The sequence below is a fragment of the Streptomyces venezuelae genome, from assembly GCF_008642375.1.
Classification (GTDB): Bacteria; Actinomycetota; Actinomycetes; order Streptomycetales; family Streptomycetaceae; genus Streptomyces; species Streptomyces venezuelae_G.
Window position 1 is genome coordinate 5,118,030 of record NZ_CP029194.1, and the last position, 13,193, is coordinate 5,131,222.

A 13,193-nucleotide genomic window follows, 5' to 3' on the forward strand; every position below is an offset into this window, starting at 1 on the left:
CTCACACCTCATGTCGCTGCCCACGCCCCGCGAGGTCACCGCCCTCTCCGCCGACGGCTCCGCCATCCACGTCGAGGTGTACGGCCCCGAGGGCGCGCCCGCGGTCGTCCTCGCCCACGGCTGGACCTGCTCGACCGCCTTCTGGGCCGAGCAGATCCGGGCGCTCGCCGCCGACCACCGGGTCATCGCCTACGACCAGCGCGGCCACGGAAGGTCCCCCGTGCCCGCTCCCGGCGGCTACTCCACGACGGCGCTCGCCGACGACCTGGAGGCGGTGCTCGCGGCCACCCTCGGCCCCGGCGAGCGGGCCGTCCTCGCCGGCCACTCCATGGGCGGCATGACGCTCATGGCCGCCGCCGGACGCCCCGGCTTCCGGCAGCACGCCGCCGCCGTCCTCCTCTGCTCCACCGGGCCCTCCCGGCTGACCGCCGAGGCCACCGTCGTACCGCTCAGGCCCGGCGGTCTGCGCAGCCGGCTGACCAGGGCCGTCCTCGGCGCGAAGGCGCCGCTCGGCCCGGTCAACGCCGTCTCGAAGAAGGTCCTCAAGTACGCGACGATGGGACCGGGCTCGGCGCCCGACCGCGTCGAGGCCTGCGCCCGGATCGTGCACGCCTGCCCGCGCGGGGCCCGCTACGGCTGGTCGCAGGTCCTCGCCGGCCTCGACCTCGAAGCCGGACTGCGGGAGCTGCGGCTGCCGGTGGCCGTCCTCGTCGGCACCGCCGACCGGCTCACCCCGGCCGTCCACTCCCGCGCGATGGCGGACGCGCTGCCGCACTGCACGGGCCTCGTCCAGCTGGCCGGCATGGGCCACATGACGCCGGTGGAGGCCCCCGAGGCCGTCACCGCGCAGATCCGCGAACTGACCCTCACGTACCTGGGCGTGAAGTCCGGGGACCAGGAGAAGCAGAAGGAGCAGGCATGAGCAGGGTGAGCCTGGAAGGACAGGTCGCGGTCGTCACCGGAGGGGCACGGGGCGTCGGTGAACTCCTCGCCCGCAAGCTCTCCGCGCGCGGCGCGAAGATCGCGCTCGTCGGCCTGGAGCCCGAGCAGCTCAAGGAGGTCGCGGGACGGCTGCACACCGAGGCCGACTGGTGGCACGCCGACGTCACCGACCACGAGGCCATGGCGAAGGTCGCGGCCGAGGTCAAGGAGCGGTTCGGCAAGGTCGACATCGTCGTCGCCAACGCCGGTGTCGCGGCGGGCGGTCCCTTCGTCGAGTCCGACCCCGACGCCTGGCGGCGGGTCATCGAGGTCAACCTGATCGGCGGCGCCGTGACGGGCCGGGCGTTCCTGCCCGTCCTCATGGAGTCCCGTGGGTACTTCCTCCAGATCGCCTCGCTCGCGGCGCTCACCCCGGCCCCGATGATGACGGCGTACTGCGCCTCCAAGTCGGGCGTCGAGGCCTTCGCGCACAGCCTGCGCGCCGAGGTCGCCTACAAGGGCGTGCGGGTCGGCGTCGGCTATCTGTCCTGGACCGACACCGACATGGTGCGGGGCGCCGACCAGGACGACGTGATGCGCGAGCTCCGCTCCCGGCTGCCGTGGCCCGCGAACCGCACGTACCCCCTCGGCCCGGCCGTCGACCGGATCGTCGCGGGCATCGAGCGGCGCTCCTCCCACGTGTACGCGCAGTGGTGGCTGCGCGGGATGCAGTCGGTCCGGGGCTATCTCCCCGGGATGATCGCGACAGTCGGGCAGCGGGAGATGCGGCGCTTCGAGCCCCGTCTCGGCTCCGTCTCCAAGGGGCTCGTGGGTGCGGGCGGCGCGGCCGACGAGCAGGCGCGCGCGGGAGGCACAGCCCGTCGGTGACAGGGCGTATCTGATCGAAATGCGTGGAATGTTCGCCCGTGCAAGGCTGGTCGCGACCCCAGGGGCGCGACGCCCCGGGGTCTCCCTCACACCCTTCTAGGAGTGAACCTTCATGGGTAAGCGAGACCAGTTCAGCGACAAGCCGGAGCAGCTCCAGGAGCAGGCCAGGCAGGCCAAGCAGGCCATGGGCAAGGCGAGGGACGAGGCGTCCGAGCGCGCCTCCCAGGGCCGTGACCGCTCCGAGGCCGAGACGCGCCGGGCCCAGCAGGAGGCCCAGGACCGGTTCGACCAGGACTACGACGCCTGACGCCCGCTCCGCGAAGGCGCACCCGGGACGCCGGGTGCGCCTTCACGCGTTCCCGGGGAGGTGCGGGGCGGGCTGGGCACGCTCGGGGTGATCGAGAAGGTCCGGTCGAGGAGGACGCTCTCGGCGCGGTCCTGGAGGCGGCGCGCGAGCGGCTTGAGGTCGGCCGTCCGGGCGGACGGGAGCGACAGTGCCAGGGCGGCGGCCGAGGAGCCGACCGTGATGGGGACGGCGGCGCAGACGGAGCCGAGGGCGTACTCCTCGTACTCCAGGAAGGGCGTTCCGCGCCGCTGGGAGGCGAGGCGCCGCTCGATGGCGGTGCGGCCGGCCACGGTGTGCCGGGTGAGCGGGGTCGCGGGGTGCCGGTCGAGGTGGTCGGCGCGCTCCTCGTCGCCGAGCTGGGCGAGCAGCACCTGGCCGGCGGCGTGCGCGTGGCCGGTGAGGCGGAAGTCGGCCCACTCGGTGACGGGCGGGCAGTCGGGGTTGCGGGAGGCGGTCGTGACCCGGATCTCGCCCTCGCGGTAGACGACGAAGTAGACGGCGGCGTCGAGTTCCAGACTGAGTCGGTCGGCCCACTCCTGGGTGGGCAGGCTCTCGGGCGCGGAGGACTGTGGGACGGCGAGGCCGTCCGGGTCCGCGAGCGCGTACCCGTGGCGGTCCTTGGTCACCAGGCCCTCGTGGCAGAGGGTGCGCAGCAGGTGGTACGCGGTGGGAAGCGGCAGGTCGGTGTCGCGCGCGAGCTGTTTGGCGCTGGCGCCGCCGCCCCGGTGGTTGAGGGCGCGCAGGAGGTGGACGGCGCGCTGGACGGACTGGATGAGGGTCTGGCCGGTCGGTGATCGATCGGGCATGCGGGTTCCTGTTCTGCATCTTCTGCATCCTGGACGGCGTGCTCCGCCCGGCGGGTTTCCGCCGTGACCGGCCCCGGGCCGCAGGATATTAGGGCGCCCTATCCCAGGCGAGCGCATACCGTGCCCCCATGCCTGAACTGCAGCGACTGCGCCCCGACCACGCGCCCGCCCTGCTCGCGTTCGAGCGGGACAACCGTGCCTACTTCGCCGCCTCCGTGCCCGACCGCGGGGACGCGTTCTTCGAGGAGTTCGAGGACCGGCACCGGGCGCTCCTCGACGAGCAGGAGACCGGTGCGATCCACTTCCACGTCCTGGTGGCGGAGGACGGGGAGGTGCTCGGCCGCTTCAACCTCGTGGACGCCGCGGACGGGGCGGCCGAGCTCGGCTACCGGGTCGCCGAGAAGGCGGCCGGGCGGGGTGTGGCGACGGCCGGGGTGCGCGAGCTGTGCCGGCTGGCACGGGAGGCGTACGGGCTGACGCGGCTGACCGCCGCCACGACCCTCGACAACGCCGGGTCGAGGACCGTGCTCGGGCGGGTCGGTTTCGGCGCGGTCGGGAGCGTGACGCTGGACGGCGAGCCGGGCACCTCGTACGAACTGGACCTCGGCGCGGCCCGCGCGTAGGCCCCTTCCCCGGGCCCTTCCCCAGGCCCCTTCCCTATGCCTCCGGCCGCGGCGGCAGTTTCGGGCGGGAGCGGTCGGGGACCGCCTCGTAGCCCGGAGGGCTGGCCGCCGGGGTCTCGTCGAGGAGCGAGAGGGCGACGTGCACGGCGTCGTCGAGCTGGGCGTGCCGGCCCTCGGCCCAGTCGAGGGGGGTGCGCAGGACCGCGAGGTCGGGTTCGACGCCGTGGTTCTCCAGGGACCAGCCGTACTCGGGGAACCAGGCCGCGTTCATCGGGACCGTGATCTGGGTGCCGTCGCCGAGCCGGTGGCGGCCCGTCATGCCGACGACCCCGCCCCAGGTGCGCTGGCCGACGACGGGCCCGAGGCCGAGCAGCTTGAAGGCGGCGGTGATCATGTCGCCGTCGGAGGAGGTGGCCTCGTCGGCGAGGGCGACGACGGGGCCGCGCGGGGCGTTCGAGGCGTACGAGACGGGCTGGGCGTTCCGGGTGAGGTCCCAGCCGAGGATCCTGCGGGTGAGCTTCTCTATGACCAGCTCACTGATGTTGCCGCCGGCGTTGCCGCGGACGTCGACGATGAGCGCGGGTCGCGAGACCTCCATGCGCAGGTCGCGGTTGAACTGCGCCCAGCCGGAGCCGCCCATGTCGGGGATGTGGAGGTAGCCGCAGCGGCCGCCGCTGAGCTCCCGGACCACGGCCCGGCGTTTGGCGACCCAGTCCTGGTAGCGCAGCGGCCGTTCGTCGACGAGCGGGACGACGGCGACGCGGCGGGAGCGGCCCTCGCCCTCGGCGGGGGTGAAGGTCAGCTCGACGGTGGTGCCGCCGGTGCCGGAGAACAGCGGGTACGGGCCGGCGACCGGGTCGACGGGTCGGCCGTCGACGTGGGTGAGGACGGCACCCTCGCGGATGCCGGTGCCGGCGAGCGGGGAGCGGGCCTTGGAGTCGGAGGACTCGCCGGGCAGGATCCGCTTCACCGTCCAGCCGGCCTCCCGGGGCACGAGGTTGGCGCCGAGCAGGCCCATGGGCCGCTGGTAGTGCGGCGGGCCCTCGTTGCGGCGGGCGGGGGTGACGTAGGCGTGCGAGGTGCCCAGTTCGCCGACGACCTCGCGGAGCAGGTCGGCGAACTCGTCGGGGGAGGAGACCCGTTCGACGAGAGGCCGGTACTGGTCGAGGACGGCCGGCCAGTCGACGCCGCCCATGCCGGGCTCCCAGAAGTAGGCGCGGACGATCCGGCCGGCCTCGTCGAAGGCCTGGCGCCACTCGGCGCCCGGGTCGACCTCGTGGAGGATGCGCCGCAGGTCCAGGTAGACGGTGGAGTCGCCGTCCCCGGACTCGGTGGCGGGCACGGCCCGCAGCTCGCCCTCGTCGGCGACCACGAGCCGGGTGCCGTCGCCGCTGACCGCGAACCAGTCGAGGTCCTTGGCGAGTTCGGTCTTGCGGGCCTTGGTGATGGTGAAGTGCTCGAGCGAGGGGCGGCCGGAGGTGTCGGCCGGGTTGGCGAAGGTCTCGCCGAGCGCGCCCGAGATGGGCCAGCGCAGCCAGACCAGGCCGCCGCCGCTGACGGGGTGCAGCGCGGAGTACTTGGAGGCGGCGACCGGGATGGGGGTGACCCGGTCGGGGAGCCCCTCGATCTCGACGGTGACCGTGCCGTCGCCGGTGTCCGTCTCGTCGTCGGCGGGGTCGAGGCCGCCGGCCGCCGGGCGCCCGTCGGGCAGCAGCGCGAAGGGGGAGGGCGTCGCGGAGGAGAGCGGTACGAGGTAGGGGCGGCAGCCGAGCGGGAAGGAGAGGTCGCCGGTGTGGACGTCGTACACCGGGTCGAAGCCCCGCCAGGAGAGGAAGGCGAGGTAGCGGCCGTCCCGGGTGAAGACGGGGTTCTCGTCCTCGAAGCGGCCGTTGGTGACGTCGACGACGGTCCGGGCGCCGGGTCCGGAGATGCGGGCCATCTTGATGGAGCGCAGGGAGCGGCCGATGCCGGGGTGGGACCAGGTGAGCCAGGTGCCGTCGGGGGAGAAGGCGAGGTCGCGGACGGGCCCGTTGACGGACCGGATCAGCTCGGTGACCTCGGCCTCCCCGGAGCCGGAGCCTTCCGCGGAGCCCCCGGCGGAGCTTTCCGTGGAGTCCTCCCCGGACCCGTCCCCGGAGCCCTCGGTGCCCGCGGCGGCGGCCGCTTCCTCGGACACGGTGATGAGGAGGAGCCGTCCGTCGTGGGAGGCGATCGCGAGCCGCTCGCCGTCCGGGTCGGAGATGAGCTCCTCGACCCGGCCGAGCCGGCCCGAGGCGAGCCGGCGCGGCGGCCGGTCGCCGCTGGCGCGCGGGAGGTAGGCGATCTCGACGGCGTCCTCGCCCTCGGCGTCGGTGACGTAGGCGACCTGGCCGCCGCTGCCGAGCATCTCGGGGAGCCGGACGCGGACGCCGGGGGTGTCGATGATCGTGCGGGCCGGGCCGTCGCGGTGCGTGAGCCAGTACAGGCTGCCGCGGACGGAGACGGCGCTGGCCCGGCCGGTCTCGTCGACGGAGACCGAGTCGACGTGGTGGGCGGCGGGCACCTGGTAGTGGCGGCGGCCGACGCGCTGCCCGCCGAGCCGGACCTCCAGCTTCCGGGGGCGGGAGTCGGCGGTGAGCGTCTCGACGATCCACAGCTCGCCCGCGCACTGGTAGACGACCCGGCGGCCGTCGGTGGAGGCGTGCCGGGCGTAGAAGGCGTCGTGGTCGGTGTGGCGGCGCAGGTCGGTGCCGTCGGGCAGGCAGGAGTAGAGGTTGCCGATGCCCTCGTGGTCGGAGAGGAAGGCGATCCGGCCGTCGACGGCCATCGCGCAGTCCAGGTGGCCGCCGATGTCGGGCAGCAGCCGCTCGCCGTGCAGCCAGAGGCGTCCGGTGGCGCCGCCGAGGTACCGCTTCCAGGAAGCCGGCTCGTGCGGCGGCTTTCCGGTGAGGAGGAGGGTGCGGCGGTCGCCGCCGTTGCCGGTGGGGTGCCCGCAGACGACGGGGTCGTCGGTGACGGCGATGTCGGAGACCGGGCCCCACGGCATGCGGAGGCCGGGGGAGCCGTCGGTGGGGACGGTGTAGGCCCAGGAGTAGTACGAGAAGGGCTGCCCGTGCGAGGAGACGGCGAGGATGTCGGAGCGGCCGTCCCGGTCGGGGTCCGGCGGGGTCCAGCCGCAGACCCGGGTGTCGGTGGAGCCCCAGTAGGTGAGGCGCCGGGCCGAGCCGCCGTCGATCGGGACGAGATGGATCTCCGGGTCGAGGCTGCGCCAGTTCGTGTACGCGATGTGGCGGCCGTCCGGCGAGAAGCGCGGGTGGCCCACCCGGGTGCGGTCGACGGTCAGCCGCCAGGCCCGGCCGGGGCGATGGCCCTCGGGGACGAGGGGCGCGATCCAGAGATCGTCCTCGGCCGCGAAGCACAGCAGGTCGTCGTGGAGGTGCGGAAACCGGAGATACGCGACGTCGTCACTCACCTGTACATGCTTTCCGCGCGGAGGGGGTGCGGCAACTCGTACGTACATCCGGACTGCGGGGCGCACTGTGGCCCGGGACACGTACGAAACGGTTTCGTTTCGCTGAGGCGGGGGAGTAGTCTCTGTGGTGTACGAAACCGTTTCGTTCGCATCGGCGGAACCCGGAGGCCGGACCATGGCACGCAGCAGGCTCACTCCCGAGCGGGAGTCCGAGTTGTACGCGGCCGTGCTCGACCTCCTCCGTGAGGTCGGCTACGACGCCCTCACCATGGACGCCGTGGCCGCCCGCACCCACTCCAGCAAGGCCACCCTCTACCGCCAGTGGGGGAGCAAGCCGGAGCTGGTCGCCCGGGCGCTGCGCGGGAACAAGCCGGTCGACGTCACCGGGATCGACACCGGCTCGCTGCGCGGCGACATCGAGGCGATGCTCGCCCAGACCGACGACTGCCAGATGGACAAGGACGCCGCGCTGATGCGGGGTCTCGCCCATGCCGCCCACGCCAACCCCGAACTGCACCGGGCCCTGCGCGAGCTGCTCATCGAACCCGAGATGAACAGCCTCGACGAGGTGCTCCGGCGAGCGGTCCGCAGGGGCGAGGTCGACGCCGGCAACCCGGCGCTCAAGCTCGTCCCGCACATGCTGATCGGCGCGTTCATCGCCCGCCCGATGATCGAGGACCAACCGGTCGACCGCGCCTTCCTCAGCGCGTACTTCGACGCCGTCGTGCTCCCCTCACTCGGCGTCTGATCCTCCCCGCAGTACCGCTGGACCCTTTCTCCACCTGACGTCGAACCGCTCACGCCGTCGGGCCGGCTCCCCATGTCCTGTCCCGCCCCACAATGGGAGTACGCCCCCGTGGCCACGTTCCTCTACAAGCTGGGCCGTTCCGCCTTCCGGCGCCGACGGCTCGTCGCCCTCCTCTGGGTGGCGCTCCTGGCGGTCGCCGGTATCGGCGCCGCCACCGCGCCCGCCCCCACGTCCAGTTCCTTCTCGATCCCCGGCACCGAGGCCCAGCGCGCCTTCGACCTGCTCGAAGAGCGCTTCCCGGGCGCCAACGCCGACGGGGCCACGGCCCGCGTCGTCTTCAAGGCCCCCGAGGGCCAGAAGATGACCGACCCGGCCCACAAGGCCGTCGTCGGGGAGACCGTCGCCGCGCTGAAGGCCGGCTCGGACCAGATCGTCTCGGTCACCGACCCGTACGCGGTGAAGGCCGTCTCGCAGGACGGCTCCACCGCCTACGTCTCCGTCTCCTACAAGGTCAGCGGGATGGAGCTGACCGACGAGAGCAAGAAGGCCCTCACCCAGGCCGGCCACAGCGCGCAGGGCAAGGGCCTGACCGTCGAGGTCGGCGGTGACGCCCTCCAGAGCATGCCCGAGCAGGGCGTCAGCGAGGCCATCGGCATCGTCATCGCCGGCATCGTGCTCGTCATCACCTTCGGCTCGCTGGTCGCCGCCGGACTCCCGCTGCTCACCGCCCTCGTCGGCGTCGGCATCGGCGTCTCCTCGATAGCCGCCCTCGCCAACGTCCTCGACCTGGGCTCCACCACCTCGACCCTCGCGATGATGATCGGCCTCGCGGTCGGCATCGACTACGCCCTCTTCATCGTCTCCCGCTACCGCGCGGAGCTCGCCGACGGGCGCGAGAAGGAGGACGCGGCGGGCCACGCGGTCGGCACGGCGGGCTCGGCGGTCGTCTTCGCCGGACTCACCGTCGTCATCGCCCTGGTCGGCCTGGCCGTCGTCAACATCCCGATGCTGACGAAGATGGGCTTCGCCGCCGCCGGCACGGTCGTCATCGCCGTCCTCGTCGGCCTCACCCTCATCCCCGCGATGCTCGGCTTCGCCGGCGACAAGGTCGTCGGCCGCAAGCAGCGCACGGGCACCGCGAAGGAGAGCGACAAGCCCAACGGCGGTACCCGCTGGGCCCGGTTCGTCATCCGCCGCCCCCTGATGGTGCTGCTCGTCGGCGTCATCGGCCTCGGCGCGATCGCCGTGCCCGCCGCCTCCCTGGAGATGGGCCTGCCGGACGACGGCGCCAAGCCCACCTCCACCACCGAGCGCCGGGCGTACGACGCGCTGTCGGACGGCTTCGGCCCCGGTTTCAACGGCCCGCTGCTCGTCGTCGTCGACGGCGACAAGGCCACCGCCGAGAAGGCGGTCTCCACGATCAAGGGCCTCGAAGGCTGGGCCGCCGTCACCCCGGCGACCCCGAACAAGGCCGGCGACGCCGCGATGATCACGGTGGTCCCGAAGGACCGCCCGTCCTCGGTCGCCACCGAGGACCTGGTCCACGACATCCGGGAGTCCACCGGTGACGAGGTCCTCGTCACCGGCGCCACCGCGATGAACATCGACTTCTCGCAGAAGATGAACGACGCGCTCGTGCCCTACCTGGCACTCGTCGTCGGCCTCGCCTTCCTGCTCCTGACGGTGGTCTTCCGGTCGGTCCTGGTGCCGCTCAAGGCGGCCCTCGGCTTCCTGCTCTCGGTCGTCGCGGCCCTCGGCGCGGTCGTCGCGGTCTTCCAGTGGGGCTGGCTCGGCGGCCTCTTCGGGGTCGAGCAGACCGGCCCGATCATGTCGATGATGCCGATCTTCATGGTGGGTGTCGTCTTCGGTCTCGCGATGGACTACGAGGTCTTCCTCGTGACCCGGATGCGGGAGGCGTACGTGCACGGCGAGCGGCCCGGCGAGGCGATCGTGACCGGCTTCCGGCACAGCGCCCGGGTGGTCGTCGCCGCGGCGGTCATCATGATCGCGGTCTTCGCCGGCTTCATCGGCATGGACGACCAGATGATCAAGATGATCGGCTTCGGCCTGGCCGTCGCGGTCCTCTTCGACGCCTTCGTGGTCCGCATGGCGATCGTCCCGGCCGTGCTCGCGCTCCTCGGCCACAAGGCCTGGTGGCTGCCGAAGTGGCTGGACCGGGTCCTGCCGAGCGTGGACGTGGAGGGCGAGGGTCTCGCCGCGTCGACGAGTGAGGGCACGCCCGCGAAGCCGGACCTCGTCAAGGCCTGATCCCCGGGCCCGATTCGTACGTACGCCGTCAGTGTGTCGTCATCGACGTACTGGCGGCGTACGTGTGCCGGAGGAAGCGGAGCAGGGCGGCCGTGTCGAACTGGACGACCTGGACCCCGTCGTCCCGGTGGAACTCGACCACCGTCTGCACCCGGCCGCAGGGCCACACCTCGATGTCGCCGCGGCGGGTGGGCGTGCGCAGTCCGGTCTCCAGGAGCGTGCGCGGGAAGGACCATTCGACGTCGCCGGGGAAGCCGAAGCGGACGGTCGCGGGGGAGAAGTCGGCGTCGTAGCGGAGGGTCACGGGCACGGGCCGGGAGAGCGGGGCGTCGCTGATGATCCGTCCCCTGGCGTGGTCGTCGACTGCGTGATCGTCTGTGTGCTCGTCTACCGCGGCCATCACGCGCTCCTCACGTTTTGTCCTTCTATAAGCCAATGTGTCACTTCTTCCCCGCGTGCGCGCGGGGCATGCGCCGTCCACGCTGTGATCTGTGACCCATGCGCTCTTGCAACTGGTTCGCAGGAAGCTCATCATTCGGGGCGTGCATGTACCTGACGGATTCATCAATGCCCCCGTGTCGGCCGTGGCCGGCGTCGCCGCCGCCGGCGCCGTCGCCGTGAGCCTGCGCGGGGCCCGCCGCGAGCTCGACGAACGCACCGCGCCGCTCGCGGGTCTCGTCGCGGCCTTCATCTTCGCCGTGCAGATGCTGAACTTCCCGGTCGCCACCGGGACCAGCGGACACCTGCTCGGCGGCGCGCTCGCCGCGATACTCGTCGGCCCCTGGACCGGTGTCCTGTGCGTCGCCGTCGTCCTGCTGATGCAGGGCATCCTCTTCGCCGACGGAGGCCTCACCGCCCTCGGCGTGAACATCACCGTCATGGGCGTCGTCACGGTCGTCGTCGCGTACGCGCTCTTCCGCGGCCTCGTCCTCGTCCTGCCGCGCACCCGCCGCTCGGTGACCGCGGCCTCCTTCGTCGCCGCGCTCGTCTCCGTACCGGCGTCGGCCGCCGCCTTCACCCTGCTCTACGCGATCGGCGGCACCACCGACGTACCGATCTCCAAGGTCATGACGGCCATGGTCGGCGTGCACTTCCTCATCGGCATCGGCGAGGGGGTCATCACCATGCTGACCGTCGGCGCGGTCATCGCCGTCCGCCCCGACCTGATCTTCGGCGCCCGGGGCCTGACCGCCCCGCTCAAGCTCCGGGTCGGCGGCGAGCTGGTCGACGCGGCCACCCCGGCGGCCACTCCCGCGGCCGCCCCCGCGGGCTCCCCGAAGAAGCTGTGGATCGGCGGCGTCGTCACCGCGCTCGTCCTCGCCGGCTTCGTCTCCTTCTACGCCTCCGCCAGCCCCGACGGCCTGGAGAAGGTCGCCGCCGACAAGGGCTTCGACGCCAAGGCCGAGGAGCACGCCGCCGCGGACTCGCCGCTCGCCGACTACGGCATCAAGGACGTCGACAACGCCCGCCTCTCCGGCGGCCTGGCCGGCGTCATCGGCGTCGGCGTGACCCTCGCCGTCGGCACGGGCGCCTTCTGGGTGGTCCGCCGCCGCCGCACGAGCCAGGAAGCCGCGGCGGCCTGACGTGGGTGCGGTCTGACATGGGAACCGGTGGGGGTACCTCCCGTGCCGGAGGCCACGGGGGAGCCCACAAGCTCTACCGGCACGCGCACTCGCCGGTGCACGAGCTGCCCCCGCACACCAAGCTCGCCGCCGTCCTCGGCTTCGTCGTGGTCGTCGTCTCGACGCCCCGCGAAGCCGTCTGGGCCTTCGCCGGCTACGCCCTGCTCCTCGCGGTCGTGGCGGCGAAGGCCCGCGTCCCGGCCGGCTTTCTGCTGAAGCGACTGCTCATCGAGGTGCCGTTCGTCGCGTTCGCGTTCCTCATGCCCTTCGTCGTGCCCGGCGAGCAGACCACCGTCCTCGGGGTGTCGTTGAGCGTCCCCGGCCTGTGGGGCGCCTGGAACGTCCTCGCCAAGGGCACCCTCGGCGTCGCCGCCTCCGTGCTCCTCGCCTCCACCACGGAGCTCCGCGCCCTGCTCCTCGGCCTCCAGCGGCTGAAGCTCCCCCCGATGCTCGTCCAGATCGCCTCGTTCATGATCCGGTACGGCGACGTCATCTCCGACGAGATGCGCCGCATGTCCGTCGCCCGCCGCTCGCGCGGCTTCGAGGCGCGGGGCGTCCGCCACTGGGGCATCCTCGCGAAGTCCGCGGGCGCGCTCTTCATCCGCTCGTACGAGCGCGGGGAGCGGGTCCACCTCGCCATGGTCAGCCGCGGCTACACGGGCACCATGCCGGTCCTCGACGACGTGACCGCCACCCGCGCCCAGTGGACGTACGCCGCCGCCCTGCCCCTCACCGCACTCCTGATCTGCCTCCTCGGATGGACGACCTCATGACCTTTCCCCCCTCCCTTGAGGTGTCCGGTCTCGCGTACGCGTACCCCGACGGCCACCAGGCCCTCTTCGGCGTGGACCTGACCGTCGGGCGCGGCGAGCGGGTCGCCCTCCTCGGCCCCAACGGCGCCGGGAAGACCACCCTCGTCCTCCACCTCAACGGCATCCTCACCGGCGGCGCGGGCACGGTCACCGTCGCCGGGCTCCCGGTCGGGAAGAAGCACCTCGCCGAGATCCGGCGCAAGGTCGGCATCGTCTTCCAGGACCCCGACGACCAGCTCTTCATGCCGACCGTCCGCGAGGACGTGGCCTTCGGACCGGCGGCGGCGGGCGTCCGGGGCGCCGAGCTGGAGGCCGTCGTGCGGAAGGCCCTCGACCGGGTCGGCATGGCCGAGTACGCGGACCGGCCGCCGCACCACCTCTCCTTCGGGCAGCGCCGCCGGGTCGCCGTGGCCACCGTCCTCGCCATGGAGCCGGAGATCCTCGTCCTCGACGAGCCGTCCTCCAACCTGGACCCGGCCTCGCGCCGCGAGCTCGCCGACATCCTCCGCTCCCTGGACGTCACCGTCCTCATGGTCACCCACGACCTGCCGTACGCCCTGGAACTCTGCCCGCGCGCGGTGATCCTCAGCGAGGGCGTCATCGCCGCCGACGGGCGGACCGGCGAGATCCTCGCGGACACGGAGCTGATGGCCCGGCACCGCCTGGAGCTGCCGTTCGGCTTTGTACCGAGCTCGGTGGCCTGACCCC

The 13,193-nt window shown here is 72.9% G+C and carries 12 protein-coding genes; 9 read left to right on the top strand and 3 right to left on the bottom strand.

What is annotated here, in order from left to right; genetic code table 11:
* Window positions 1–10: 10 nt before the first annotated feature.
* The 3 genes from DEJ46_RS23620 to DEJ46_RS23630 all read left to right on the top strand — a co-directional run bounded on the left by DEJ46_RS23620 (window position 11) and on the right by DEJ46_RS23630 (window position 2,116).
* Window positions 11–922: an alpha/beta fold hydrolase gene (locus DEJ46_RS23620; protein ID WP_150274711.1), complete on the top strand. Its 912-nt coding sequence runs from the start codon at window positions 11–13 to the stop codon at window positions 920–922.
* Window positions 919–1,809 (top strand): SDR family oxidoreductase, encoded by an 891-nt coding sequence (locus DEJ46_RS23625; RefSeq protein WP_150269403.1) that lies wholly within the window; start codon window positions 919–921, stop codon window positions 1,807–1,809. The genes DEJ46_RS23620 and DEJ46_RS23625 overlap by 4 nt, the downstream gene beginning before the upstream one ends.
* A 112-nt stretch (window positions 1,810–1,921) precedes the next feature.
* Entirely contained in the window at window positions 1,922–2,116 is a 195-nt protein-coding gene (locus DEJ46_RS23630) for a hypothetical protein (protein WP_150269405.1), read from the top strand.
* Here DEJ46_RS23630 and DEJ46_RS23635 read toward each other — a convergent pair.
* Window positions 2,104–2,961, bottom strand: coding sequence for an IclR family transcriptional regulator (locus tag DEJ46_RS23635; RefSeq protein WP_150269407.1), 858 nt, complete (start codon window positions 2,959–2,961; stop codon window positions 2,104–2,106). The genes DEJ46_RS23630 and DEJ46_RS23635 overlap by 13 nt on opposite strands.
* A 128-nt stretch (window positions 2,962–3,089) precedes the next feature.
* On the opposite strand from DEJ46_RS23635, the gene DEJ46_RS23640 reads away from it, so the two are divergent.
* On the top strand, window positions 3,090–3,584 hold the full coding sequence (locus tag DEJ46_RS23640) for a GNAT family N-acetyltransferase (protein WP_150269409.1): 495 nt from the start codon (window positions 3,090–3,092) through the stop codon (window positions 3,582–3,584).
* Window positions 3,585–3,618: 34 nt separating this feature from the next.
* Here DEJ46_RS23640 and DEJ46_RS23645 read toward each other — a convergent pair whose 3' ends face one another.
* Window positions 3,619–7,035 carry a S41 family peptidase gene (locus DEJ46_RS23645; RefSeq protein ID WP_150269410.1) on the bottom strand — a complete coding sequence of 1,139 codons (3,417 nt, stop codon included), beginning with the start codon at window positions 7,033–7,035 and terminating at the stop codon, window positions 3,619–3,621.
* A gap of 175 nt (window positions 7,036–7,210) precedes the next feature.
* Here DEJ46_RS23645 and DEJ46_RS23650 point away from each other — a divergent pair, with 175 nt between their 5' ends.
* Both DEJ46_RS23650 and DEJ46_RS23655 read left to right on the top strand, forming a co-directional pair.
* On the top strand, window positions 7,211–7,783 hold the full coding sequence (locus DEJ46_RS23650) for a TetR/AcrR family transcriptional regulator (protein ID WP_150269412.1): 573 nt from the start codon (window positions 7,211–7,213) through the stop codon (window positions 7,781–7,783).
* A gap of 108 nt (window positions 7,784–7,891) precedes the next feature.
* Complete coding sequence (locus DEJ46_RS23655; protein WP_150269414.1) at window positions 7,892–10,051, top strand: MMPL family transporter; 2,160 nt, start codon at window positions 7,892–7,894, stop codon at window positions 10,049–10,051.
* A gap of 28 nt (window positions 10,052–10,079) precedes the next feature.
* On the opposite strand, the gene DEJ46_RS23660 is transcribed toward DEJ46_RS23655, so the two are convergent.
* On the bottom strand, window positions 10,080–10,451 hold the full coding sequence (locus tag DEJ46_RS23660) for an SsgA family sporulation/cell division regulator (protein ID WP_150269416.1): 372 nt from the start codon (window positions 10,449–10,451) through the stop codon (window positions 10,080–10,082).
* A gap of 142 nt (window positions 10,452–10,593) precedes the next feature.
* On the opposite strand from DEJ46_RS23660, the gene DEJ46_RS23665 reads away from it, so the two are divergent.
* The 3 genes from DEJ46_RS23665 to DEJ46_RS23675 are packed head-to-tail and all read left to right on the top strand — an operon-like array spanning window position 10,594 to window position 13,189.
* The gene (locus DEJ46_RS23665; RefSeq protein WP_150269418.1) at window positions 10,594–11,634 is read left to right on the top strand and encodes an energy-coupling factor ABC transporter permease; all 1,041 of its coding nucleotides are present in this window, start codon (window positions 10,594–10,596) and stop codon (window positions 11,632–11,634) included.
* 17 nt (window positions 11,635–11,651) lie between these two features.
* Window positions 11,652–12,446: a cobalt ECF transporter T component CbiQ gene (gene cbiQ, locus DEJ46_RS23670; RefSeq protein WP_150269419.1), complete on the top strand. Its 795-nt coding sequence runs from the start codon at window positions 11,652–11,654 to the stop codon at window positions 12,444–12,446.
* Window positions 12,443–13,189 carry an energy-coupling factor ABC transporter ATP-binding protein gene (locus DEJ46_RS23675; protein WP_150269421.1) on the top strand — a complete coding sequence of 249 codons (747 nt, stop codon included), beginning with the start codon at window positions 12,443–12,445 and terminating at the stop codon, window positions 13,187–13,189. Before cbiQ ends, DEJ46_RS23675 begins: the two co-directional genes overlap by 4 nt.
* The last annotated feature ends 4 nt before the right edge of the window (window positions 13,190–13,193 follow it).

What these genes read in the sequence shown, in the direction of transcription:
- DEJ46_RS23635 (WP_150269407.1), bottom strand. Translation starts at nt 2,961, where the DNA reads ATGCCCGATCGATCACCGACCGGCCAGACCCTCATCCAGTCCGTCCAG.
- cbiQ (WP_150269419.1), top strand. Translation starts at nt 11,652, where the DNA reads ATGGGAACCGGTGGGGGTACCTCCCGTGCCGGAGGCCACGGGGGAGCC.
- DEJ46_RS23620 (WP_150274711.1), top strand. Translation starts at nt 11, where the DNA reads ATGTCGCTGCCCACGCCCCGCGAGGTCACCGCCCTCTCCGCCGACGGC.
- DEJ46_RS23630 (WP_150269405.1), top strand. Translation starts at nt 1,922, where the DNA reads ATGGGTAAGCGAGACCAGTTCAGCGACAAGCCGGAGCAGCTCCAGGAG.
- DEJ46_RS23640 (WP_150269409.1), top strand. Translation starts at nt 3,090, where the DNA reads ATGCCTGAACTGCAGCGACTGCGCCCCGACCACGCGCCCGCCCTGCTC.
- DEJ46_RS23625 (WP_150269403.1), top strand. Translation starts at nt 919, where the DNA reads ATGAGCAGGGTGAGCCTGGAAGGACAGGTCGCGGTCGTCACCGGAGGG.
- DEJ46_RS23660 (WP_150269416.1), bottom strand. Translation starts at nt 10,451, where the DNA reads ATGGCCGCGGTAGACGAGCACACAGACGATCACGCAGTCGACGACCAC.
- DEJ46_RS23675 (WP_150269421.1), top strand. Translation starts at nt 12,443, where the DNA reads ATGACCTTTCCCCCCTCCCTTGAGGTGTCCGGTCTCGCGTACGCGTAC.
- DEJ46_RS23650 (WP_150269412.1), top strand. Translation starts at nt 7,211, where the DNA reads ATGGCACGCAGCAGGCTCACTCCCGAGCGGGAGTCCGAGTTGTACGCG.